At 75.1% G+C, this 22595-nt stretch carries 19 protein-coding genes and 2 pseudogenes; 14 read left to right on the top strand and 7 right to left on the bottom strand.

What is annotated here, in order from left to right:
- Positions 1-64: 64 nt before the first annotated feature.
- Positions 65-1687 carry a SulP family inorganic anion transporter gene (locus ABZ497_RS30635; RefSeq protein WP_359809867.1) on the bottom strand — a complete coding sequence of 541 codons (1623 nt, stop codon included), beginning with the start codon at positions 1685-1687 and terminating at the stop codon, positions 65-67.
- 1020 nt (positions 1688-2707) lie between these two features.
- On the opposite strand from ABZ497_RS30635, the gene gcl reads away from it, so the two are divergent.
- From gcl to ABZ497_RS30620, 3 genes are all read left to right on the top strand, one after another.
- Complete coding sequence (gcl, locus tag ABZ497_RS30630; protein ID WP_359809904.1) at positions 2708-4486, top strand: glyoxylate carboligase; 1779 nt, start codon at positions 2708-2710, stop codon at positions 4484-4486.
- Positions 4487-4707: 221 nt separating this feature from the next.
- Positions 4708-5277, top strand: a complete 570-nt coding sequence (locus tag ABZ497_RS30625; RefSeq protein ID WP_359809865.1) for a pyridoxamine 5'-phosphate oxidase family protein — start codon at positions 4708-4710, stop codon at positions 5275-5277.
- A gap of 69 nt (positions 5278-5346) precedes the next feature.
- The gene (locus ABZ497_RS30620; protein ID WP_329485994.1) at positions 5347-5835 is read left to right on the top strand and encodes a glutathione peroxidase; all 489 of its coding nucleotides are present in this window, start codon (positions 5347-5349) and stop codon (positions 5833-5835) included.
- A 65-nt stretch (positions 5836-5900) separates the two neighbouring features.
- Here the strand turns inward: ABZ497_RS30620 and sigJ are convergent, their stop codons facing one another.
- Entirely contained in the window at positions 5901-6836 is a 936-nt protein-coding gene (gene sigJ / locus ABZ497_RS30615) for an RNA polymerase sigma factor SigJ (protein WP_359809863.1), read from the bottom strand.
- Positions 6837-7023: 187 nt separating this feature from the next.
- Here sigJ and ABZ497_RS30610 point away from each other — a divergent pair.
- Positions 7024-7380: pseudogene (locus ABZ497_RS30610) on the top strand (hypothetical protein); the annotation flags it as partial.
- Here ABZ497_RS30610 and ABZ497_RS30605 read toward each other — a convergent pair.
- Positions 7380-8186 (bottom strand): DUF4386 domain-containing protein, encoded by an 807-nt coding sequence (locus ABZ497_RS30605; protein WP_359809862.1) that lies wholly within the window; start codon positions 8184-8186, stop codon positions 7380-7382. The pseudogene ABZ497_RS30610 and the gene ABZ497_RS30605 sit on opposite strands and share 1 nt — an antisense overlap.
- A gap of 81 nt (positions 8187-8267) precedes the next feature.
- Here ABZ497_RS30605 and ABZ497_RS30600 point away from each other — a divergent pair, with 81 nt between their 5' ends.
- Positions 8268-8945, top strand: coding sequence for a TetR/AcrR family transcriptional regulator C-terminal domain-containing protein (locus ABZ497_RS30600; protein ID WP_359809860.1), 678 nt, complete (start codon positions 8268-8270; stop codon positions 8943-8945).
- 21 nt (positions 8946-8966) lie between these two features.
- Here ABZ497_RS30600 and ABZ497_RS30595 read toward each other — a convergent pair whose 3' ends face one another.
- The 3 genes from ABZ497_RS30595 to ABZ497_RS30585 form a co-directional block, all read right to left on the bottom strand.
- Complete coding sequence (locus tag ABZ497_RS30595; RefSeq protein WP_359809858.1) at positions 8967-9980, bottom strand: hypothetical protein; 1014 nt, start codon at positions 9978-9980, stop codon at positions 8967-8969.
- 95 nt (positions 9981-10075) lie between these two features.
- Positions 10076-11905, bottom strand: a complete 1830-nt coding sequence (locus ABZ497_RS30590) for a protein kinase (protein WP_359809857.1) — start codon at positions 11903-11905, stop codon at positions 10076-10078.
- A 306-nt stretch (positions 11906-12211) separates the two neighbouring features.
- Positions 12212-13144: a LysR substrate-binding domain-containing protein gene (locus ABZ497_RS30585; protein ID WP_359809855.1), complete on the bottom strand. Its 933-nt coding sequence runs from the start codon at positions 13142-13144 to the stop codon at positions 12212-12214.
- 107 nt (positions 13145-13251) lie between these two features.
- Between ABZ497_RS30585 and ABZ497_RS30580 the strand changes: the two genes are divergently transcribed.
- The 5 genes from ABZ497_RS30580 to ABZ497_RS30560 all read left to right on the top strand — a co-directional run bounded on the left by ABZ497_RS30580 (position 13252) and on the right by ABZ497_RS30560 (position 17259).
- Positions 13252-13956: a succinate dehydrogenase cytochrome b subunit gene (locus ABZ497_RS30580; protein ID WP_359809853.1), complete on the top strand. Its 705-nt coding sequence runs from the start codon at positions 13252-13254 to the stop codon at positions 13954-13956.
- Positions 13953-15899, top strand: coding sequence for a fumarate reductase/succinate dehydrogenase flavoprotein subunit (locus ABZ497_RS30575; RefSeq protein ID WP_359809851.1), 1947 nt, complete (start codon positions 13953-13955; stop codon positions 15897-15899). The genes ABZ497_RS30580 and ABZ497_RS30575 overlap by 4 nt, the downstream gene beginning before the upstream one ends.
- Positions 15896-16633, top strand: coding sequence for a succinate dehydrogenase/fumarate reductase iron-sulfur subunit (locus ABZ497_RS30570; protein ID WP_329486004.1), 738 nt, complete (start codon positions 15896-15898; stop codon positions 16631-16633). Before ABZ497_RS30575 ends, ABZ497_RS30570 begins: the two co-directional genes overlap by 4 nt.
- A gap of 162 nt (positions 16634-16795) precedes the next feature.
- Complete coding sequence (locus ABZ497_RS30565) at positions 16796-16960, top strand: hypothetical protein (RefSeq protein WP_359809849.1); 165 nt, start codon at positions 16796-16798, stop codon at positions 16958-16960.
- Complete coding sequence (locus ABZ497_RS30560; RefSeq protein ID WP_352295314.1) at positions 16957-17259, top strand: hypothetical protein; 303 nt, start codon at positions 16957-16959, stop codon at positions 17257-17259. The genes ABZ497_RS30565 and ABZ497_RS30560 overlap by 4 nt, the downstream gene beginning before the upstream one ends.
- Before the next feature lie 93 nt (positions 17260-17352).
- Here the strand turns inward: ABZ497_RS30560 and ABZ497_RS30555 are convergent, their stop codons facing one another.
- Entirely contained in the window at positions 17353-18279 is a 927-nt protein-coding gene (locus tag ABZ497_RS30555) for a DUF2797 domain-containing protein (RefSeq protein ID WP_359809847.1), read from the bottom strand.
- Between the two features lie 225 nt (positions 18280-18504).
- Here ABZ497_RS30555 and ABZ497_RS30550 point away from each other — a divergent pair, with 225 nt between their 5' ends.
- The 4 genes and pseudogenes from ABZ497_RS30550 to ABZ497_RS30535 all read left to right on the top strand — a co-directional run.
- The gene (locus ABZ497_RS30550; RefSeq protein WP_359809845.1) at positions 18505-18756 is read left to right on the top strand and encodes a hypothetical protein; all 252 of its coding nucleotides are present in this window, start codon (positions 18505-18507) and stop codon (positions 18754-18756) included.
- A gap of 65 nt (positions 18757-18821) precedes the next feature.
- Positions 18822-19508: a maleylpyruvate isomerase N-terminal domain-containing protein gene (locus ABZ497_RS30545; protein ID WP_359809843.1), complete on the top strand. Its 687-nt coding sequence runs from the start codon at positions 18822-18824 to the stop codon at positions 19506-19508.
- A gap of 569 nt (positions 19509-20077) precedes the next feature.
- Positions 20078-22303, top strand: coding sequence for a restriction endonuclease (locus ABZ497_RS30540; RefSeq protein ID WP_359809841.1), 2226 nt, complete (start codon positions 20078-20080; stop codon positions 22301-22303).
- 187 nt (positions 22304-22490) lie between these two features.
- Positions 22491-22595: pseudogene (locus ABZ497_RS30535) on the top strand (ABC transporter ATP-binding protein); the annotation flags it as partial.

The following is a 22595-nucleotide window of genomic DNA, read 5'->3' as shown; positions in this document are numbered from 1 at the left end:
ACCCGGCACCCTGCCGAGCCGGTCTGCCCGGCGGGTCGGACGTCCCGTCAGGCCGGACGCCCCGTCAGGCCACCGTCGGCAGCGGCGGTTCGACCGCCAGCGGCGCGGAGCTGCGGGCCCGGTGCTGCTCGGCCCAGGTGCTGAGCGCCACCGTGCAGGCGTGGTCCAGGTGGCGCAGCCCCGACCAGTCCAGCTCGACCGGGCGGTCCGCCGGCAGCCGCTCCAGGGCGTCCAGCAGCCGGGGCAGCCGCAGGAAGGTCGCGTTGCCGCTCAGGCGGACCCGCAGCGGTGCCCGGGTGAGCGCCGGGCCGGCGGCCCCGCCGGCGGCGGCAACGGGCTCCGGGGCCTCCGGGGGCGGCAGTTCCTCCACCGCGATCTGCAGGTGCGAGGTCTGCCAGGCCGACTTGACCACGGCCAGGCCGATCCCGATCAGCACGCCCTCGAACAGGTCGGTGGTGATGATCGAGACCGCCGTCACCGCGAGCACCACCGCCTCGCCGCGGTGTTCGCGGCAGAGCCCGACGATCCGCCGGACCGGGACGAGCTTGGCGCCCGCGTGCACCAGCACGGCGGCCAGCGCGGTGAGCGGGACCAGGCCGAGCACCCCCGGCAGCAGCGCGGTGAACAGCAGCAGCCAGAGCCCGTGCAGGACGCGGGAGGCCTTGGTGCGGGCGCCGGCCTGGACGTTCGTCGCGCTGCGGACGATCACTGCCGTCATCGGAAGCGCCCCGAGCAGGCCGCAGAGCGTGTTGCCGACGCCCTGCGCGGTCAGCTCACGGTCGTAGTCGGTCCGCGGGCCGTGGTGCATCCGGTCCACCGCGGCGGCGCTGAACAGCGTCTCGGCCGAGGCGATCAGGGTGAAGGCGAGGACGGTACCGACGCCCGCCGTGCTCGCCAGCCCGCCCAGCGCGTCGCGCTCCGGCAGCCGGACCACGTCCAGCAAGCCGGAGACCCGGATCCGGGCGACCGGCAGGTCGGCGGAGGCCGTGACGGCGGCCGCGAGGCCGACGGCGGCGAGCGGCGCGGGCACCGTCCGGGCCACCCGGGCGGGCAGGTACTTCCAGAAGGCCAGCACCAGCAGGGTGGCGACGCCGAGGGCGACCGCGGCCGGCGTCGCCGCACCGGTGACGGCGTCGCGCAGCAGCGCCGGCAGGCCGGCGATCTTCTCGGGCCCGGTCGAGGGCGCCCTGCGGTCGGCGAGCGCGTAGAGCTGGCCGAACAGCAGGGTCAGGCCGATGCCCGCCAGCATGCCGTGGACCACGGACGCGGACATCGCACGGAACCAGCGGCCCAGCCGCAGGGCGCCCATGGCCAGTTGGAGCAGGCCGGTGGCGAGCACCAGGAGGCCCAGCGCGCCGGCGCCGTACTCCTGGACGGCCTCGTAGACCAGGACGGTGAGCCCGGCGGCCGGGCCGCTGACCTGGAGGCTGCTGCCCGGCAGCGCACCGACCACCAGGCCGCCGACGATCCCGGTGACCAGGCCGAGCTCGGCGGGCACCCCGGAGGCGACGGCCACGCCGACGCAGAGCGGCAGGGCGACCAGGAAGACCACCAGGGAGGCCGGCAGGTCGAAGCGCCAGGGCACGGCGCGCACGGCACGGACGGGACCGCGCCGGGCCCGGCCCGGCGGGGCGCCCTCGCCGGAACGGCCCGGCGGACTCCCGGACCGACCGGACGGGGCGCTCATCGGGTCACCGCCGCAGCGGTGCCGGGGCGGACGGGGGGACAGCAGGCGGGTCGGAGCACGGGTACGTTCCTTCCGCGCACCCGCCGACGGGCGGACGCGCTGCTGGGTGCGTCCGGACGGGCGGACGCCGGGGCGGGCGGGCCGGGCGGGCGGGCGGTCGGACGCCGGAGCGGGCGGACCTGGCGGGCGAACGGGTCGCGCGCCGGTGGACGCACACCGCGTCGGCGCACCGGGCGCGACCTCGGCGGGGCACCCGGCGGCCTCCACGGCGCGTACGGCGCGGGCGGCGTCGGTACGGGCGGCCGTCCGGGCGGGCCGGGCGGCCGTGGCGGGCGGCGGCGATGGGTGTCGGGGCGGAGCGGGTGCGGTCGGGGGGCGGCGCCTCGGTCGGCTGCGCGCGGACCGGGCGGGCCCGGTCCGGGAACGGGACCCGCCGGCCGGAGCTCCCCCCGCTCCCCGGTCGATCCCAAATCCCCCTGCCGCGGCCCGAGTTGAACATGGCAACCATGACGGGTCCGGCGTGCCACCGACGGTACCCAGAGCCCCGCGCGGGGCCGACCTCGCCCACCGAATCTTCACACGAGCCGCACACCGGCGCCGCTTTCCGTGCCGACTCGGAGCTCCGGCCGGGTACGCGCATTCGACCCGTGGACTGGCACACGAACGAGACCGGTGCCGGAAGCGCGCGCTTTGCACGAAGGGACGACCTCCGGGCCCGCCCGGGCCCGGCGGACTGGAGGAACGGGCGATGGTCCGGCCGCGCCCGCCGTGACAGCCTGGCCGGACGGCCGGCCCACCCCCTCCCCGCGCCCACCCCCTCCCCGCGCCCGCCACCTGCGGTTTCCCGCCATCCCCGCGGCGCGACCCACTTCCACATTCTGTTGAAAGCCCCTTGACGCCCCGACGAGCCCCGCCTTACTTTGTTTCCGCATACAGAAACCGTTCTTCCGTATGGTGGAATTCTGGAGATGAGCCCTCCGACCCACTGCGGGCCGATGCAGGAGATACCCGATGCCACGTATGACAGCCGCCCGCGCGGCAGTGGAGATCCTCAAGCTCGAAGGCGTGGAGGTCGCGTTCGGCGTGCCGGGCGCAGCGATCAACCCGTTCTACCGGGCCCTCAAGGAGGGCGGCGGCATCCGGCACACGCTGGCCCGGCACGTCGAGGGCGCCTCCCACATGGCGGAGGGCTACACGCGCGCCAAGGCCGGCAACATCGGTGTCTGCATCGGCACCTCCGGCCCGGCCGGCACCGACATGATCACCGGCCTCTACTCGGCGATCGCCGACTCGATCCCGATCCTGTGCATCACCGGCCAGGCGCCGGTCTCCAAGCTGCACAAGGAGGACTTCCAGGCCGTCGACATCTCCTCGATCGCCAAGCCGGTCACCAAGAAGGCCACCACCGTGCTGGAGGCCGCCCAGGTCCCGGGCGTCTTCCAGGAGGCCTTCCACCTGATGCGCTCCGGCCGTCCGGGCCCGGTCCTCATCGACCTGCCGATCGACGTCCAGCTGACCGAGATCGAGTTCGACCCCGAGACCTACCAGCCGCTGCCGGTCTACCAGCCGCGGGCCAGCCGCGCCCAGGCCGAGAAGGCGATCCGCTTCCTGCTGGAGTCCGAGCGCCCGCTGATCGTCGCCGGCGGCGGCATCATCAACGCCGACGCCTGCGACCTGCTGGTCGAGTTCGCCGAGCTGACCGGCGTCCCGGTCATCTCCACCCTGATGGGCTGGGGCACCATCCCCGACGACCACCCGCTGAGCGCCGGCATGGTCGGCGTCCAGACCTCGCACCGCTACGGGAACGCGACCTTCCTGGAGTCGGACTTCGTCCTCGGCATCGGCAACCGCTGGGCCAACCGCCACACCGGGTACAACCTGGAGGCGTACACCAAGGGCCGCACGTTCGTGCACGTCGACATCGAGCCCACCCAGATCGGCAAGATCTTCGCCCCGGACTACGGCATCGCCTCCGACGCCAAGGCCGCGCTGGAGCTCTTCGTCGAGGTCGCCAAGGAGCTCAAGGCCGAGGGCCGGCTGCCCGACTTCACCGCGTGGGCCGGGTCCGCCCAGGAGCGCAAGGCCACCCTCCAGCGCCGCACCCACTTCGACGACATCCCGATGAAGCCGCAGCGCGTCTACGAGGAGATGAACAAGGCCTTCGGCCCGGAGACCCGCTACGTCACCACGATCGGCCTCTCGCAGATCGCCGGCGCGCAGATGCTGCACGTCTACCGGCCGCGGCACTGGATCAACTGCGGCCAGGCCGGCCCGCTCGGCTGGACCATCCCGGCCGCGATCGGCGCCGCCACCGCCGACCCGGGCACACCGATCGTCGCGCTCTCGGGCGACTACGACTTCCAGTTCATGATCGAGGAGCTGGCGGTCGCCGCCCAGCACAAGGTCCCCTACATCCACGTCCTGGTGAACAACGCCTATCTGGGCCTGATCCGCCAGGCGCAGATCGGACTGGACATCAACTTCCAGGTCAACCTGGAGTTCGAGAACATCAACACCCCGGAGCTCGGCGTCTACGGCGTCGACCACGTCAAGGTCGCCGAGGGCCTCGGGGTCAAGGCCATCCGCGTCACCGACCCCGACCAGCTGGGCGCCGCCTTCGAGGAGGCCAAGAAGCTCGCCGCCGAGCACAGCGTCCCGGTCGTGGTCGAGGCCATCCTGGAGCGCATCACCAACATCTCGATGAGCCGGACCGTCGACATGAGCGACGTGACCGAGTTCGAGGAGCTCGCCACCCTGCCCGAGCACGCCCCCACGGCCATCAAGCCGCTGGCGCTCTGAGCCGTGCGAGCCCGGCGCCCCCACCGGCGCCGGGCCTGCGCCCCCCGGGCGCGCGGGCCGGCATCCCCGGGCCGCGCCGGGCGCACCACGGCGCCCGCCCGGCGGCGAGCTGCCCCGTCCGGCGCGGCCGCGTTCGGCACACCGGTCGTCCGGGTACGTACCGGTGTACCGCCCGTACGCGACCGCAGCGCGCGGGCTTCCGTAGCCCGGGAGGCCACTCCGTGCCCTTCACCATGAGCTTGTCCGAGCGCGAGGCCTTCCTGGCGGGCCCGCACGTCGGCGTCCTGGCCGTCGGCGACGACGGCGCCCAACCGGCCGGGCGCCTGCTGGCCGTCCCGATCTGGTACTCCTACCGGCCGGGCGGCGTCCTCACCATCCTGACCGGCCGGGACTCCGCCAAGGCCCGCCGGATCCGCGCCAGCGGGCGGTTCGCGCTCTGTGCCCAGCAGGAGGAGCCGCCCTGCCGCTACGTGAGCGTGGAGGGCCCGGTGGTCGCGATCGAGGACGGGATCGACCCGGCCGAGCGCGCCGCGATGGCCCACCGCTACATGCCGCCCGCCACCGCCCGCGCCTACCTCGCGGCCACCACCGAGCAGCTGACCGCCGACATCGCCATCCGGATGCGCCCCGAGCGCTGGCTCAGCGCCGACTTCGCCGCCGTCGCCGCCCGCTTCGACGCGCGGACCGAGGCCCGGACCGACGGCCGGCCCGAGGAGGCCCGCTCCGACGCCCGGCCCGGCCGGACGGGAGCGGAACAGGGGGCGGAACACCCGGAGCCCGGTCATGGTTGACCGGGGCGGGGCGGCTACCGTTCCGTGACGAGTGCTGCACCGATATCCGACCATCCGAAGGGGACTTCCGTGAGCCTGTACGACATCCCGCTGCGCACCCTGTCCGGCGAGACCGCCTCGCTGGCCGACTACAAGGGCAAGGCACTGCTGATCGTCAACGTCGCCTCCAAGTGCGGCCTGACGCCCCAGTACGCCGGCCTGGAGCGGCTCCAGGCGCGCTACGCCGAGCGCGGCTTCACCGTGCTGGGCTTCCCGTCGAACCAGTTCGCCGGTCAGGAGCCGGGCAGCGCCGAGGAGATCCAGACCTTCTGCTCCACCACCTACGGCGTCTCCTTCCCGCTGTTCGAGAAGACGGACGTCAACGGCGCCGACCAGCACCCGCTGTACGCGGCGCTGACCCGGACCGCCGACGCCGAGGGCCAGGCCGGTGACGTGTCCTGGAACTTCGAGAAGTTCCTGGTCTCGCCGGACGGCACCGTGGCTGCCCGGATCCGGCCCCGCACCGAGCCGGAGTCGGCCGAGGTGATCACCGCGATCGAGGCCGTCCTGCCGGCCTGATCCGCACCACCGCCGGAGGAGCCCCGGGGCAGCCGCCCCGGGGCTCCTCCGCGCCCGCCCCGGCATCACCCGCCCCAGCGCCCGAGCTTCTCCGGGTTGCGCACCGCCCAGATCTGCGCGATCCGCTCGCCGGCGAGGCCGAACGCGGCCACCGTCACGGTGACTCCGCCCCGCCGGGCCGCCAGGCCGGGGCGGCCGTTGACCGAGCGCTCCAGCAGCTCCATGCCCGGCGCCAGGTCGCCGATCCCGACGATGTAGCGGGCGATCCGCTCGGCGCCCGTGACCGGGCGCAGCGCGGCGCCGGCCAGCCCGCCGCCGTCGGCGGTCATCGTGGCGTCGGGGTCGAGCAGGCCGACCAGGGCGGCGATGTCCTTGGCCTCCCAGGCCTGCTTGAACTCCCTGATGATGCGGGCTTCTTCTTCCCGCACGCGCGGTGCGACCGGCGGCCGGGCCGCGCGGATCCGGCGGCGGCCCGAGGAGGCCAGCTGCCGGCAGGCCGCCGGCGTCCGCCCGACGATCGCGGCCACGTCGGCGAAGGGGTACTGGAAGACGTCGTGCAGGACGAAGGCGACCCGTTCGGCCGGGGTCATCGATTCGAGCACGACGAGGAACGCCATGTCGACGGACTCGTCCAGGGTGACCAGGTCCGCCGGGTCGCCGCCGGCGCCCGGCCGGCCGTGCAGCCACTGCGTGCCGTCCGGCAGCGGCTCCGGGATCCACTCGCCCACGTAACGCTCACGCCGCGCCCGCGCCGAGCCGAGCACGTCGAGACAGATCCGACTGGCCACCGTCGTCAGCCACGCCCCGGGGGACTCGACGGCCTCCCGCTGCTGCCGGGACATCGCGTACCAGCGGGTGCAGGCCTCCTGGACGGCGTCCTCGGCCTCGGCCAGCGAGCCGAGCAGCCGGTAGGCGATGTCGATCAGCTGCCGGCGCTCGCCCACGAGCACGCTCAGGCCCGGGTCGGGCCGGTCCGGTCCGGGCTCGGTTCGACTGGTCATGGTCGTGACGACTCCCTCGTTCGGGCCTGACCGCACCATGATCCACAGGTCGTCCCGGTGGGCCCGGGCCGGGGTGGCGCCTGACGTTTCCGGTGGCTGTGTCGTCGGACCGATGAGCGGCCGGTTCGCCGGCCCTCGGACACGGTCGAGAAGAAGCAGAGTCGAGCAACAGAAGGAAGGGGCCCTCATGCCCACCCGTACGACGGCACCGCAGCACAGTCCCAGGCTCTCCGCGTTCCTGCGGGTCGCGATCGCCCTGCAGACCGCGGCCATCTTCTTCCAGGCGGTCACCGCCGGGCTGTTGCTGTCCACGTCCTACGGAGAACCGCTGCACAGCGGCGGGGCCCGCGGGATGTACGCCACGACGATGCTGTACGTCCTCGCCTCGGTCCTGAGGTGGCGGCCGGGCGGCGGTTCGCCCCGGCCCGTCCTCCACTCGACCGGATTCCTCGTCCTCGCGTCGGCGCAGGTGGTCCTGGGCGTCCAGCACGTGGCGAGCCTGCACGTCCCGCTGGGTGTCCTGATGTTCGGGCTGAGCCTGCTTCAGCTGGGCCGGGCGACGGCGGGCCACCTTCGGCCGGCGGCGCCGGTTTCGGGTCCGGCTTCGGCGTCGAGCGCCACTGCGGCGGTTTCGCCGGCTCCGACGGACGCTCCGCGGAAGCCGCGGAGCACGAGCCAGCCGGCGAGGGAGAGCTCCCACGCGAAGACCGGGACGGCCGCGGCCGTGCCGGGCCCGGAGAGCTGAGCGTAGCGGCCGAACAGCACGGCCACCGCGGAGGCGCAGATCAGCGGCCCGCCCACCAGGCCCAGCACGGTGATCACCCGCGGCACGGCCCCGGTCCGGTGCAGGAGCACGGCCAGCATCAGGGTGTTGACGCCGAGGATCAGATTGGGCCCGAGCAGGAAGGTCCAGTCGTGGACGGCGATGAGCGCCTTGGCCGCCACGGCGAAGGAGGAGGCACCGGCGTCGGAGGCCGCGGCGAAGGAGGAGGCACCGGCGTCGGAGGCCGCCGGTGCCTCCCGACGCAGCGTCACCACCGCGAGCACGCTGACCAGCCCGAGGACGATGACGACCGCCTCCAGCAGCCGGACGCACACATAGCCGAGCGCGAGCCCTTCGTGCCGGCGCCGGAGGACCGGAAAGAGCGTCACCCCGGTGCCCACCACCGCCAGGGCCAGGACCACCTCGCACAGCGCCCCGAGCAGGACCCTGTTGTCGGCACCCGCGCCCAGCACGTAGTCCGTGCCGTCCAGCAGCGGTCGGTACAGCGTCAGCCCGGCCACGGCGGCGACCTCGGTCACCAGGAACAGCACGCCCGCCGCGATGCCCTTGCGTCTGTCTGTGTCCATTGCGGAACTCCCCACCCAGTAGCAGAGGTGTACGGCGTACACCTGTCGATGACGATAGGCGTACGCCGTACACTCGTCAAGATGAAGCAGTCAGCGGACGGAACGCGGCGGGCGCCGCTCAGCCGGGAACGGGTCCTGCGAGCGGCGGTGGCGTTCGCCGACGGCGCCGGGACGGATGCGATCAGCATGCGCAAGCTCGCCCAGGAGCTGGGCGTGGTGCCGATGGCGCTCTACAAGCACGTGGCCAACAAGGACGAACTCCTCGACGGCATGGTGGACCTCGTCGTCGGCGAGATCGGCCCGCCCGGCGAGGGCGGCTGGCAGCCCACGGTGCGCGCACGCGTCCTCGCCGCACGCCGGGTCCTCCTGCGGCACCCCTGGGCCGCGGGCGTGATCCAGTCCCGCACCAGCCCCACCCCGGCGGTCCTCGGCTACCTCGACTCGATGGCCGGCCTGTTCCGGGCCGGCGGTTTCTCCGTCGGCCTCACGCACCACGCGATGCACGCCATGGGCAGCCGGCTGCTGGGCTTCAGCCAGGAACTGTTCGACGACACCGCCGCCACCCCCGACCCGGCGGTGCTGCGGCAACTGGCACGCGCCTACCCCCACATCGCGGAAATCGCCGGCGCCGCCGGACACGACGAGGCCTCGACGGTCGGCGGCTGCGACGACCAGGCCGAGTTCGAGTTCGCGCTGGACCTGCTGCTGGACGGGCTCGAACGGCTACGGGCCGCAGAGCAGTTGACCCAGGAGCCGTGACGGCTCAGAAGCGGTGACGACTCAGGGGCAGTGGTAGGGGAACGAGACGGAGACGCTCCGAGGGCCCGGAGAGAGCAGCTCCAGGGTGGCGGTGGACGGGAGCGAGCCCTGGCCCTCGAAGCTCCAGCGCAGCACCAGCTCGGTGCGGTGCGTGCCGGAGCCGACCTCCTGCGCCAGCTCGCCCGAGGTGGTGCCGTCGCTGCGCAGCCAGCGGTAGCGGAGGGTGCCCGCGGCGCCGTTGGTCTCCACCACGGCGGTGATCACCGCGGTGCCGCCGCAGCCGGGGCCCGCGGGGTCGGTGCTCGCACCGACCCCGGTGACCGCCAGGGCCGGCATGGTGAAGCGCCAGAACAGGAAGGCCAGGAGGGCCAGCAGCAGCACCGGGACCAGCACGCGCCACACCCGGCGCCGGCGGGGCGGCCGCTCCGCCTCCGGGAGGGCGGCACCGTGCCAGACGGCGGCGGCCTGCGGCGGGACACCGGGGCCGAACCGCCGCAACTCCCCCGGTGCGAGCGGCTGTTCCGCCGGCTCGCCGGACACCGGGACACCATGCGACGGGGTGCCGTGCGGCGGGGTGCCGGTCTCGCCGGGCTCCGGTGCGCCGGGGAGCGTGGCGGTCTCCCCCCGCGTGGGTGTGCCGACCAGCGTGGCGGTCTCCCCCGGCGCCGGTGCGCCACCCCAGACCCGGGGGTCCAGGAAGGTCGCGCTCGCGGCCCCGGTCTCGTCGAGCCGGACGGTGGCCTCGGGGTCGGGCCCGGCCGCGACCGTACGGTCGGCTGCGGTTGCGTCGAGCCGCACCGGCTGCTCCGCGTCGGGCCGCATCCGGACGGTGGCCTCGGCATCGGCCTTCGGCCCGAGCGTGACCGTCCGGTCCGCCCCGGTCTCGTCGAGCCGGACGGTGGCCTCGGGGTCGGGCCCGAGGCGGACCGCCCGGTCGGCGCTCCGCGCGCCCGCGGCGAGCGGAACGGTCCGGTCCGCGGCCGCGCCCGGTGCCGGGGCGGAGTCCGGGGTGGAGTCGGGGCGGGGCGTGGACATGGCTGCTCCAGGGGAACGCGACGGGAAGGGTGGTGCGGGGCCGGCGGCAGGGGTTCGGCCGCAGGGGCGCGGCGGTAGCGGTCAGCGGTGGCGGATCAGCGCGGCGGGTCGCACAGGTAGGCGGCCACCTCGGCCGAGGTCTTGCCCGGCTTCGCCGCCGCCGGGGTGGTGGAGACCCGGACGCCCCAGGTCGGGAAGGTGTCCGCCGAACCGAAGTCGTGCGGACGGGTGACGGTGGCTCGGCCGTCGCGGAGCACTACGGTGTCCGTCGCGACGGTGATCGACCGGCCGCCCGAGCTGTGGTACCAGCTCAGCGTCAGGGTGCCGGTTCCCGCGCCCTGGGCGACCACCGTGACCGTGGCGGTCAGGCTCCACCGGCCGCTGCAGGTCAGCGAGTCCAGGTTCACCGTGGTCACCGCGAGGGTCGCCGGGGCGACGGTGGCCGTCGGGCTCGGGGTGGGCGGCGCCGACGGCGGGGCGGTGGTGGCGGGCGGGGCCGACGGCGGCGCGGCGGTGGGAGTCGCGCCGCCGGGCGGTATCGACGGCGCACCGGGGGTGGGCGCGCCCGTCGCGGGCGGGGTCGCCTTGCCGGTCGGCGGCTTGCCGGTCGGCGTGGCCGCGGGCGAGGTGCTCGGAACGCCCGTGGTCGCCGACGGCGAGGGCGACGCGGCCGGGGTGGCCGCCGGATCGGACGGACCGGCGTCCGGGGTGCCGGTGGCACCGCCCGCGTCGGGCGACGGACCGGCCGCCGGGCCGGGCGCGCCGAGCGTGGTGGTGGCCTCCGGGGAGGCGCCGCCGACCACCGTACGGGCACCGCCGTCGGCCGCCCCGGCGATCGCCATACCGGCCAGCGTGGCCAGGGTCAGCGCGCCGGCCGCGACCCCGACGAGCGCCTTGCCGCGGCTGCCGAGCCGGGCCCCGCGCCGGACCGGGGAGAGCCGGGCCGGGGTCTGCCGCACCAGGGTGGCCGAGCCGCCGGCGGCGGGCAGGGCGGTGTGGGCCAGCGAGGTGCCGCCCGCCGCGCCGCCGGTGCCGGGCAGCAGCAGCAGCCCGAGCAGCGCCACCAGCGCCGTGAGGTCCAGCCGTCCCTTCTCCTCCCACCGCGGCCCGTACCCGGCCGCCGCGACGGCCTCCAGCTCCTCGACCAGCTCGGCCGCGCTCCCCGGGCGGGCCCGCGGGTCCTTGGCCAGGCCCGCCAGGATCAGCGGCCGGACCGGGTCGGGCGCCAGCTCGGCCGGGATCGGGGCCTCGGTGTGCTGGACGGCGAGTTCGGCGAACGTCACCCCGTCGTACGGGCGGCTGCCGGTGAGGCACTCGAAGAAGGTCACGGTGGCGGCGTAGACGTCACCGGCCGGGGAGGCGGGCCGCCCCGCCCACTGCTCGGGCGGCATGTAGGCGGGGGTGCCGGAGACGTCGCGGTCGTCGCCGCTCGGCACGGCGATGCCGAAGTCGACCAGCTTGGAGGTGCCGGCGACGTCGACCAGCACGTTGCCCGGCTTGTAGTCGCGGTGCACCACACCGGCCTCGTGGGCGGCCGCCAGTCCCAGCAGCGAACCCTTCAGCACGACCAGGGCCGCCTGCGGGGTGGTGGCGCCCTCCGCGCGGAGCAGGTCGCGCAGCGCGATCCCGTCCACCAGCTCCATCACGATGGCGGCGCCCCGCTCGCCCTCCACGTACTCGTAGAGGCGGGTGACGTGCGGGGAGTCGACGGCCGCGAGGACCAGCGCCTCCTCCCGAAGGGCGGGGGTGCCGAGGGAGTCGTGCAGGTACTTGATCGCGACGGGGGTGCCGGTCACCCGGTGGTGGGCGAGCACGACCCGGCCGCTCGCGCCGGCGCCGAGCTCCCGGTCGTGCAGGTAGTCGGGGAGCTCCCAGGGGCGCGCGTCCTCGATCCCCGGCACCCGGTCCCGCGGACCCTCCGGCACCCGGCCCTGGGAACCCGCCGGAGACCCGCCCCGCGGATCCCCCGGGGTCGGCTCCTGCGGACCCGCCGCCCCACCGGTGGGAGCGTCGCCGCTCCCGGTCGGTCTGCCGCCCTGCTGCTTCCCGCTGTCCATCGTGCGCTCTCTCCCCGTGACTGCCCGGCCGCTCCTGCGGCGTCGCACCCTACGACACCGCGGCTACCGCCTGGGACGCGGCCCGAGAACAGCGGGTTCCGGCGCCCCGGAGCCGCCGGGTCACGATTCGGGTGCTTCGCACACCGTGCCAACCACCGAGCCCGTCCGGCCCGGTCACGGCTCCAGCAGCAGCCGGGTGCCCGGCGGCAGCTCGCCCGCCCGGGCCGCGTCGCGCAGGTGCCGCAGCAGGGTCTCGCGCAGCGCGGCCGCCGCCCGGGTCAGCGGCACCTCGTGCCCGTGCGCGACGGCGATCGTCCGCCCCAGCCCCGGCCCGGCGAACGGGGTGACCGCCAGGCCCGAACGGGCCGCCACCATGCCCGGCACCACGGCCGGCCCGAGCCCGGCCCGGACGAAGCCCAGCACCGCGTCCATCTCCCCGCCCTCCACCGCGAACTCCGGCTCGAACCCGGCCTCCCGGCAGGCCGCCAGGGTCGCCTCCCGCACGTCGTAGCCCTCCCGGAACATCACCAGCGGCCGGCCGCGCAGCTCGGCCACCCGCACCCGCCGGCGCCGGGCGGCGGTGGCGGCCCGGGTCACCAGCACCAGCTCCTCGTGCAGCAGCTCGGTGACGGCGAGGGCCGGCGCCGCCTCCCCGCTCGGCGGGGTGATGATCAGCGCGACGTCCAGCTCCCCCGCCGCCAGCGTCCGGACCAGGTCGCGCGAGCCGCCCTCGCGGACCACCAGCGCCACTCCCGGGTAGCGGTCCCGGAAGACCCGCAGGACGTCCGGGACCAGGCTGGTGCACAGGCTCGGCGGCGCCCCCAGCCGGACCCGGCCGCGGCGCAGCTGCACCGTCTCCTGGACGGCCAGCCGGGCGCTCTCGGTGTCCGCGAGGATGCGCCGGGCCAGCGGCAGCAGGGCGTCCCCGGCGTCGGTGAGGGCGATGTTGCCGCGGGTGCGGTGGAACAGTTCGGCGCCCAACTCCCGCTCCAGGGCGCGGATCTGCTGGGAGAGGGACGGCTGTGCCACATGCGCCGCCTCGGCCGCCCGGGTGAAGTGGCGGGTCTCGGCGACGGCGAGGAAGTAGCGGAGTTGCTGCAGCTGCACCCGGCCAGGATAGGCCGCTCCCCAGCGCGGACCATAGCCTGTGGCTATCACGGTGAGCCGCGGCATGTCTTGGACGTACCGTCGGGCCCGTCCCTACCGTGGTCGCCATGACAACCGCGACTCGGACGGCCCGGCATCCGTCCACCCTGGTGACCCTGTGGCGGTCGACCGTCGGCAAGAAGGCGGTCATGGCCGTCAGCGGACTGGTCATGCTGCTGTACCTGGTCGCGCACATGCTGGGCAACCTGAAGGTCTTCTTCGGCCCGGACGACCTGAACGGCTACGCGCACTGGCTGCGCACCCTCGGCCAACCCGTCCTGCACTACGAGTGGTTCCTGTGGATCGCCCGGTTCGGCCTGCTGGCGGCCGTCGGGCTGCACGGCGTGGCCGCGTACCAGCTGAGCCGGCGCGACCTCAGGGCGCGCCCCAGCACGTACGTGCACCGGCGGCGGCGGGCCAGTTACGCGACCCGGACGATGCGCTGGGGCGGGGTGATCCTGGCCCTGTTCATCGTCTGGCACATCCTGGACCTGACCACGCTCACCGTGAACCCGGCCGCCGAGCACGGGCACCCGTACCAGAACATCGTGGCCTCCTTCTCGAACTGGTACAGCTGCGTGATCTACATCGTCGCGATGCTGGCCGTCGGCCTGCACATCCGGCACGGCTTCTGGAGCGCCGCGCAGACCCTCGGCGCCAACAACGCCCGCCGTGACCGCGCGTTGAAGCTGACCGCCAACGGTCTGGCGCTGGTGCTGACCGTCGGCTTCCTGTCCGTCCCCGTGGCCGTGATGACCGGAGTGGTGAGTTGATCCCCTACAGCGAGTACAGCGTCGGCGATCCGGTCGCCGACACCCGGGCCCCCGGCGGGCCGATCGAACAGCGCTGGGACCAGCGGCGGTTCGAGGCCAAGCTGGTCAACCCGGCGAACCGGCGCAAGCACACCGTGATCGTGGTCGGCACCGGCCTGGCCGGCGGTGCGGCCGGCGCCACACTGGCCGAACAGGGCTACCACGTCGTCCAGTTCTGCTTCCAGGACTCCCCGCGCCGGGCCCACTCGATCGCCGCCCAGGGCGGCATCAACGCCGCCAAGAACTACCGCAACGACGGCGACTCCGTGCGCCGGCTGTTCTACGACACCGTCAAGGGCGGCGACTTCCGCGCCCGCGAGTCCAACGTCCACCGGCTGGCCCAGGTCTCGGTGGAGATCATCGACCAGTGCGTGGCCCAGGGCGTCCCGTTCGCCCGCGAGTACGGCGGCCTGCTGGACACCCGCTCCTTCGGCGGCGTGCAGGTCTCCCGCACCTTCTACGCCCGCGGCCAGACCGGCCAGCAGCTGCTGCTCGGCGCGTACCAGGCGCTGTCGCGCCAGATCGCGGCCGGCAACGTGGAGATGCACGCCCGCACCGAGATGCTCGACCTGCTGGTGATCGACGGGCGGGCCCGCGGCATCGTCGCCCGCGACCTGGTGACCGGTGAGATCAGCACCCACACCGCCGACGCCGTGGTGCTCGCCACCGGCGGCTACGGCAACGTCTTCTACCTCTCCACCAACGCCAAGAACTCCAACGCGACGGCGATCTGGCGCGCCCACCGGCGCGGTGCCTGGTTCGCCAACCCGTGCTTCACCCAGATCCACCCGACCTGCATCCCGCGCTCCGGCGAGCACCAGTCCAAGCTCACCCTGATGAGCGAGTCGCTGCGCAACGACGGCCGGATCTGGGTGCCGAAGGCCAAGGGCGACACCCGGGCGCCGGGCGAGATCCCCGAGGACGAGCGGGACTACTACCTGGAGCGGATCTACCCCTCCTTCGGCAACCTGGTGCCGCGCGACATCGCCTCCCGGGCCGCCAAGAACGTCTGTGACGAGGGGCGCGGCGTCGGCCCCGGCGGCCAGGGCGTCTACCTGGACTTCGCTGACGCCATCCGACGGCTGGGCCGCGACGCGGTGGCCGCCAAGTACGGCAACCTGTTCGAGATGTACGAGCGGATCACCGCCGAGGACCCGTACCGGGTGCCGATGCGGATCTACCCGGCGATCCACTACACGATGGGCGGACTCTGGGTCGACTACGACCTGCAGACCACCGTCCCGGGCCTGTTCGCGGTCGGCGAGGCCAACTTCTCCGACCACGGCGCCAACCGGCTCGGTGCCAGCGCCCTGATGCAGGGCCTCGCCGACGGCTACTTCGTCCTCCCGCCGACCCTCAACGACTACCTGGCCCGCAACCCGCTGCCCGCCGTCCCGGCCAACCACGCCGAGATCGCCTCGGTGGAGGCCGAGGTGACCGACCGGCTGAACCTGATCCTGGCGGTCGGCGGCGACCGGACGCCGGACTCCTTCCACCGCGAACTCGGCGAACTCCTCTGGGACGAGTGCGGGATGGCCCGCGACGAGGCCGGACTGCGCCGCGCCCTGACCCGGATCCCGCAGCTGCGCGAGGAGTTCTGGCGCCGGATCCGGGTGCCCGGCACCGGGCAGGAGCTCAACCAGTCGCTGGAGAAGGCCAACCGGCTGGTCGACTACTTCGAACTGGCCGAGCTCATGTGCCTGGACGCGCTGCACCGCGCCGAGTCCTGCGGCGGCCACTTCCGGACCGAGAGCCAGACCGAGGACGGCGAGGCGGCCCGCCGCGACGACGCCTTCTCCTACGCCGCCGCCTGGGAGTTCACCGACACCGGCAGCGCCCCCGTCCTGCACCGCGAGCACCTCGACTTCGAGCACGTCCACCCCACCCAGCGGAGCTACGCGTGAACCTCACCCTTCGGATCTGGCGCCAGGCGGGCCCGGACACCCCCGGCTCGATGACCACCTACCAGGTCACCGGGATCAGCCCGGACATGTCCTTCCTGGAGATGCTCGACACCCTCAACGAGGAACTGATCACCCGCGGCGACACGCCGGTGGCCTTCGACCACGACTGCCGCGAGGGCATCTGCGGCGCCTGCGGCATGGTCATCAACGGCCAGGCCCACGGCCCCGAGCGGACCACCACCTGCCAGCTGCACATGCGGCACTTCGCCGACGGCGACACGATCGACGTCGAGCCCTGGCGGGCCGCCGCCTTCCCGGTCGTCAAGGACCTGGTGGTGGACCGCTCCGCGTTCGACCGGATCATCGGCTCCGGCGGCTACATCACCGCCCCCACCGGCAGCGCGCCCGACGCCCACGCCACCCCGGTACCCAAGGAGGCCGCCGACACCGCCTTCGAGCACGCGGAGTGCATCGGCTGCGGCGCCTGCGTCGCCGCCTGCCCCAACGGCTCGGCGATGCTCTTCACCTCCGCCAAGGTCGTCCACCTCAACGTGCTGCCGCAGGGCGCGCCCGAACGCCGCTCCCGGGTGCGCGACATGGTCGCCACGATGGACGCCGAGGGCTTCGGCGGCTGCACCAACACCGGCGAGTGCGCCACCGCCTGCCCCAAGGGCATCCCGCTGCCCAGCATCGCCGCGATGAACCGGGAGTTCCTGCGCAGCGCGGCGGGCTGAGCACCCCGCCGGCCGTCCCGCCGCCGCTCCCCGCCGGTGCCGCCGGGACGGCCGGGGCGCGCGGGGCGGGCGCACGCGCCCCGTGCGGGTGGTGGTTCGTCAGGACCGCTGCTGTACTCCGGGAATTCGCGCTACGGTGGTCCCCGCGCCAAGGAGGGTCATATGCCCGAGGTTCAGTCCTGCGCCGGGTGCGGCGGGTCCGGGGGCACCGAGAAGACCGAGGCCACGGTGGAACTGGACGAGGAAGGGGGCATGGTGCCGAAGCTCAACACCTTCTGGTCGCCGTGCAGTCGATGCCACGGATCCGGGACGGTGATCGTCGGATGAGGCTGGTCTTCGAGTGCGTCGAATGCGGCGGCCACTACCTGCCGCCGGAGACCATGGCGTACCCCGACGGGCCCGCCTCGGCGCTCTGGTGCGCGCACTGCCAGGCCGCGAAGCGGGCGGCGGGCCTGCGTGAGGACCCGCTGCTGGCGCGGATGGCGCTGGCCGGCGCCCGGGCCGCACTGGCCCACCGCGCCGCCGAGGACACCGGGGCGACGCGCGCCGACATCCGGCCGTCCAGGCCGCCGCTGTCGCGCCGGGCCCGGTCCGGGCCGGGCGGGGTGCGCGGCAAGCTGGCCTGAACCGGCCCCTCCTCGGCCGCGGTCGGAACGGGCCGCGGGTCAGCACAGGCCACGGGTCAGCACAGGCGGCGGTCGGAACAGGCCGCGGTCGGATCAGAACAGCGCCTCCTGGGTGTCCGGCTCCTCGGGGCGCGTCCGGGGGCTCACCACCAGGCCCGACACCGGGCGGCCCGCCGCCGGGGCGAGCGTCCACCCGGTGAGTCTGCGGGTGTCGAGCAGCAGCGGTTCGGCGCCGCCCGGCTGGTCCAGCAGCAGATGGCGCCCGATCGGCGGGCGGAGCGTACCGGCCACCACCGCGCCGGGGGCGAGGGCGTCGATGTGCCGATAGGACACCGGCGCGCCGTCGGCCAGCCCGAAGATCCCGACGTGGTCCACGACCGGGTGGTCGGGCAGCAACTCCACCGCGTGCCCGTCCAGCAGCCGGTGGGCCGCGGCGCGGGCCCCGGTCAGCAGCGCGCGGCGGTACTCCGCGTCGCCGTGCCGCCACCAGTGCGCCGTCTTCACCCGGCCCGTGAAGCGTTCCCGGGCCATCCCCGAGGCGGCGACGGTCAGCTCGGCCCGGCGGACGGCGGGCAGCGCGCCGCGGGCGGCGAACGTCCAGGCGAGCGCACCCTGTTCGAGCAGCCGGGCGGTGCCGCGCGACTCCCCGGTCAGGCCCACCTTCAGCAGCCCCTCGCCGAACCAGGCGAGGTAGAGGCGGTAGGCGCGCCCGTCGTCGAGGATCTGGTCCCGGGCGAGCGCCAGTCCGCGGTCGACGCTCTGGCAGGCGGCGCACTGGACGGCGCCGCCGTCCGGGTCGATGACGGCGTGGTGCGGGCACGGCGTGCGCTCGGTGGCCCCCACCAGGAGGGCGCCGGTGCAGCGGCGCGGCCCGCCGATCAGCCAGCCGATCTCCGCCCCGGGCACCACCACCCGCTCGTGCACCCGGTGCCCGTGGACCGCGCGGAGCACCGGCTGCCCGTCGCGCCAGTGCAGGCCGGTGGAGACCCACCCGCCGCCCGCCTGCTGCGGCACCTTCACGCTCACCCTCCCGTCACCGGCTCACCCGTCCGTCCATCCGTCCGAACCAGCGAGGCTACCCGCTCCCTCCGACAGTCCGCCCGTGCGCGCCGACGACGGCCCCCCTCGGGGCGGCCCGCCCCGGCGCCCGGCGCGGTGATCACCCGTACGCGTGGCATCCGGCCGGGCCCCGCCGTCGTTGCTCCGGGCATGAGCCATACGAACCCGCCCCGTGCCCTGCACGTCGTGTCCACTCCCCCCGAAGGCACCCCGCGGGCCGTGGAACTGACGCAGTCGTGGGACAGCAGCGCGGCGGAGCGGGCCGCCGACGCGCTGGACGCGCTGCGCACCGTCGAGGTCCCCGTCGGCGCCGTGCGGGCCGCTCTGCTGATCCTGGCCGACCTCGTGCGGCGGCCCGGCGAGAGCGAGGAGATGCGGGCCGCCGCCCGGGACGTGTGCGCCGTCCTGGTCGGGCTCACCGACGCCCTCACGGCCTGACGGGGCTCCCCGCGGCTACCCGGGCACGGGCGACCGGGACCGCGCCACGGGGTACGGTCGGCGCCATGATCGACAGCGCCCACGGGCCGAATCCCGCCCCCGACCCGGCCCCCGGCCCGGTCACCGCCGACGACCTCGCGCTCGTCCTCCGGCTCGCCGCCGCCACCCTGCGCGGCGCGCCGGAGGACGCCGACTGGTCCCGGCCCGCCGGAACGCTCAGCTGGGACTGCTGGGCCACCGTCGAGCACCTGGCCGACGACCTGCTGGCCTACGCGGCCCAGCTAGGCCCCCAGGACCCGCCGCGCGACCGCTACGTGCCGTTCCGGTCGGTCCGGCTGTCCCCGGGCGCGCCGAACAGCTTCGTCTACGCGCAGCCCGAGAGCGGCCCGGACGGGCTGGTCCAGGTCCTGGAGGCGAGCGGCACGCTGATGGTCGCGATGGCGCGCACCGCCCCGCCGGACACCCGCGCCTACCACCCGTGGGGCCTCGCCGACCCGGCCGGGTTCACCGCGATGAGCCTGGTGGAGACGCTGGTCCACCTGCACGACGTCGCCGAGGGGCTCGGCCTCGCCTGGGAGCCTCCGGCGGACGTCTGCCGGCGCACCCTCGCCCGGCTCTTCCCCGACGTGCCGGCCGACGACGCCGCCGGACCGTGGCCGACCCTGCTCTGGGCCACCGGGCGCGGCGAGCTCCCCGGCCGCCCCCGGCGCACCGACTGGCGCTGGGACGCGGCGGTCCGCCCGGGCGGGTAGCCCCCACCACGTCACTCCCCGCCGGGGGTCGGCGCCGCGCACGGCGCCGGCACCTGACCGGGGGCGCCGGCGCCGACCTCGTGGTCGAGGCCCACGGTCCGGCCACCGTCGACCGATCGGTCCGCCCCGGCCCGCCGCACAGGGGGATCGTGCCGCTCCGGATCGTCCCCGAGCAGCCCGCCGAGCCGCGGAGCGCCGGCGAGGCGTACCCGGCGTCGCCGACGACGTGGAAGCGGGGTCACCGGCGGCCATCCGCCGGGGCTTCGTCGGCAGCCGCACCGGCCCGGAGGCGATGCTGTGCCCGGTCGGACCACGGGCTGCGCCCGGCGGCCGGGCGGGAGTTCGGCTTCGGCGAGTACCGGACGCCCACCGGCACTTCCTCGCCCGCGACGCCGTCGCAAGGGCCGTCGTCCGGGTGGCCGGACGACGCCGGGCCCGGCCGGACGCCGTCGCAGGTCATGGGCGCTTGGCCGGTTCACCCGTCCACGTTCTATTGTGGCGGGCGCGGCGACGACGCGGCCGGGAGGCGGCGCGCGGGCGCGGCCGGGCGTGAAGCGAAGGGGTGGACGGTGGCGGGGCGGCGGAACGACGGGGTACTGGCGGTCTGGGCGGAGACGCAGCGACAGGAACAGCGCCGGGAGGAAGCCCGGTGGCGCGCCCAGACGGCCGAGCAGCGGCGGCGCGAACGCGAGGAGCGCGAGACCCAGCGGGCGGCCGCCCGGGGCGAGCGCGAGGCGGTGCGGGCGTACCAGCAGTCGCGGGAGGCGGAGGCGGCCCGGCGGACGGCGGAACTCGACGACCGGGTAGAGGAGTTGAAGGGACTGCTGGCGGCGGGCGTGGGGCGGCCGGCGTTCAGCCCGCAGGCCCTGCTGGCACCCGCCGCGCTGCCGCCCTTCGAACCGGGCCGGCTCGGCGAGCCGGTGCCGATGCCCGATCAGGCGGACTACCAGGTGCCGCCGCCGACCCCCGCCCAGGCCCGCAACCCGGGGGTCCGCCAGCAGTACGAGCAGTACGTGGCGCAGGCCCGGACCCGGTTCGAGCAGGACTGGTACGCGGCGCAGGCGGCCGAGGCGGACCGGCAGCGCCGGCTCGCCGAGTACCACCGGCAGTACCTCGACTGGGCGGCCCAGCACCGCCGCCAGGACGAGGACCGGGCTTCCCGGACGCAGGAGTTGCTGCGCCGGCTGCGCGACGGCGAACCGGACGCGGTGCAGGAGTACTTCACCGCCGTGCTGTACGCCTCGGCGGGCTGGCCGGAGGGGTTCCCGCACCGGCTGGTCGCGGCCTGGGAGGCGTCGACCCGCCAACTGGTCGTCAACTGGGAGCTGCCCGGCCCGGACGTCGTCCCGGCCGCCGGCCGGGTGCGGTACGTGAAGTCGGACGACCGGGAGGCCGAGGTGGCCCGGCCGGCCACCGAGCGCAAGGCGCTCTACCGCGAGGTGCTGGCGCAGAGCGCGCTGCGGGTGGTGGCCGAGCTGTTCCGGGCGGACGCGGACGGCACGTTGGCGTCGGTGGTGCTGAACGGCTTCGTGCGCGGCATCGACCCGGCGACCGGCCGGGAGGCCGAGCGCTTCCTGTCGACGGTGACCGTGGACCGGTCCGAGTTCGCGGGTCTGGCGCTGGACCGGGTGGCCGCCGTGGAGTGCTTCCAGGGGCTCGGCGGCGTGCTGTCCGCCCGGCCGGAGCGGCTGGACGAGGTCCGGCCGGACCGGCTGCCGGAGACGGTCGGCGGCAACGTCGCCGGTCAGGGCGGCGAGGACGAGCCGGACCTCTTCGAGATGGACCCGATCGAGTTCGAGGAGCTGATCGCCGAGCTGTTCCGGCTGCGCGGCTTCCGGGTGATGACCACGGCACGCAGCGGGGACGCCGGGGTGGACGTGGTCGCCGAGGACCTCGACCCGGTGACCGGCGGACGGATCGTCATCCAGGCCAAGCGCTACCGCTCGACGGTCTCCCCCACCGCCGTCCGGGACCTCGACTCCACCGTGCGCCACCACGGTGCGATCAAGGGGATCCTGGTGACCACGGCCGGTTTCGGCCCCGGCTCCTACGAGTACATCCGCAACAAGCCGCTGACGCTGGTGAGCGGGCCGGAGCTGGTCGAGCTGCTGGCCGAGCAGGGCCTGCGCGGCCGGCTCGGCGGCGGCGCGAACGGCGAGGGCAACGGCGGCAACGGCAGCGGCGGTGGCGCGAACGGCGGCGGCGCGAACGGCGGCCGGCCCGGGGCCGGTCGGGCAGCCGGCTCACCCGCCCCGGCCGACGGCGCCGAGCCGGACGAGCGTCCGACCCTCCTGCGGCTCTCCTGGCAGAGCCGCACGGCCGGCGGGGACGCCGTGGAGCTCGACGTCTCCGCCTTCCTCTGCGCCGACGGACGGGTGCTCGACGACGAGCACTTCGTCTTCTTCAACAACCCGCAGGACCCGGACGGCGCGGTCCGTCTGCACCCCACCCGCTCGGTCCCCGGCGAGCCCGCCCGGGAGGCCGAACTCAGCCTGCACCTGGGCCGGGTGGCGGCGGGGGTGGACGAAGTGGTGGTCGCGGTCTCCACCGAGGAGGAGGAGTCGCCCGCGCTGCCGCTCGGCTACGTGCACGGGCTGGCCCTGACCGCCTCGTTCGGTCCCGGTGCCGAGGGCCCGGCGCACTGGGCGGCCGTCACCGGCGGGGTGTCGGACAGCGCCCTGGTGATCGGCTCGTTCCACCGCAAGGGCGGCGACTGGCAGTTCGCCCCGGCCGGGACCGCGGTGGCGGGCGGCCTGGCCGGGCTCGCCCGGCGCTGGGGCGTCGCGGTCGAGTGATCCGCCGGACGGCGGGGCGCCCGGGCGCCTCAGGGACCGAGGTCATACCTGAGGAGGAGCGGGCCCCCCGCCGGACCGTCGGGACGGCGGGGGGCGGCCGTACCCGCGGGCGACACTTCGGACCGGAACGGATTGGGAGGATTGAACGGAACCCGATCATCCCGTTCCGTCCCCGCAGGAGTTCCCCGTGACGATGTCCGCAACCGCCGTCCGTACCGGCCGGGCGGCCGCCCGCGCCACCGGCCTCAACAAGGTCTACGGGGACGGGGAGACCCGCGTCGTCGCGCTCGAC

Origin of the sequence: Kitasatospora sp. NPDC005751 (genome assembly GCF_040630835.1) — a bacterium.
Classification (GTDB): Bacteria; Actinomycetota; Actinomycetes; order Streptomycetales; family Streptomycetaceae; genus Kitasatospora.
Note: the sequence above shows the minus strand (reverse complement) of the source record. Positions and strands in the feature narration are given on the sequence as shown.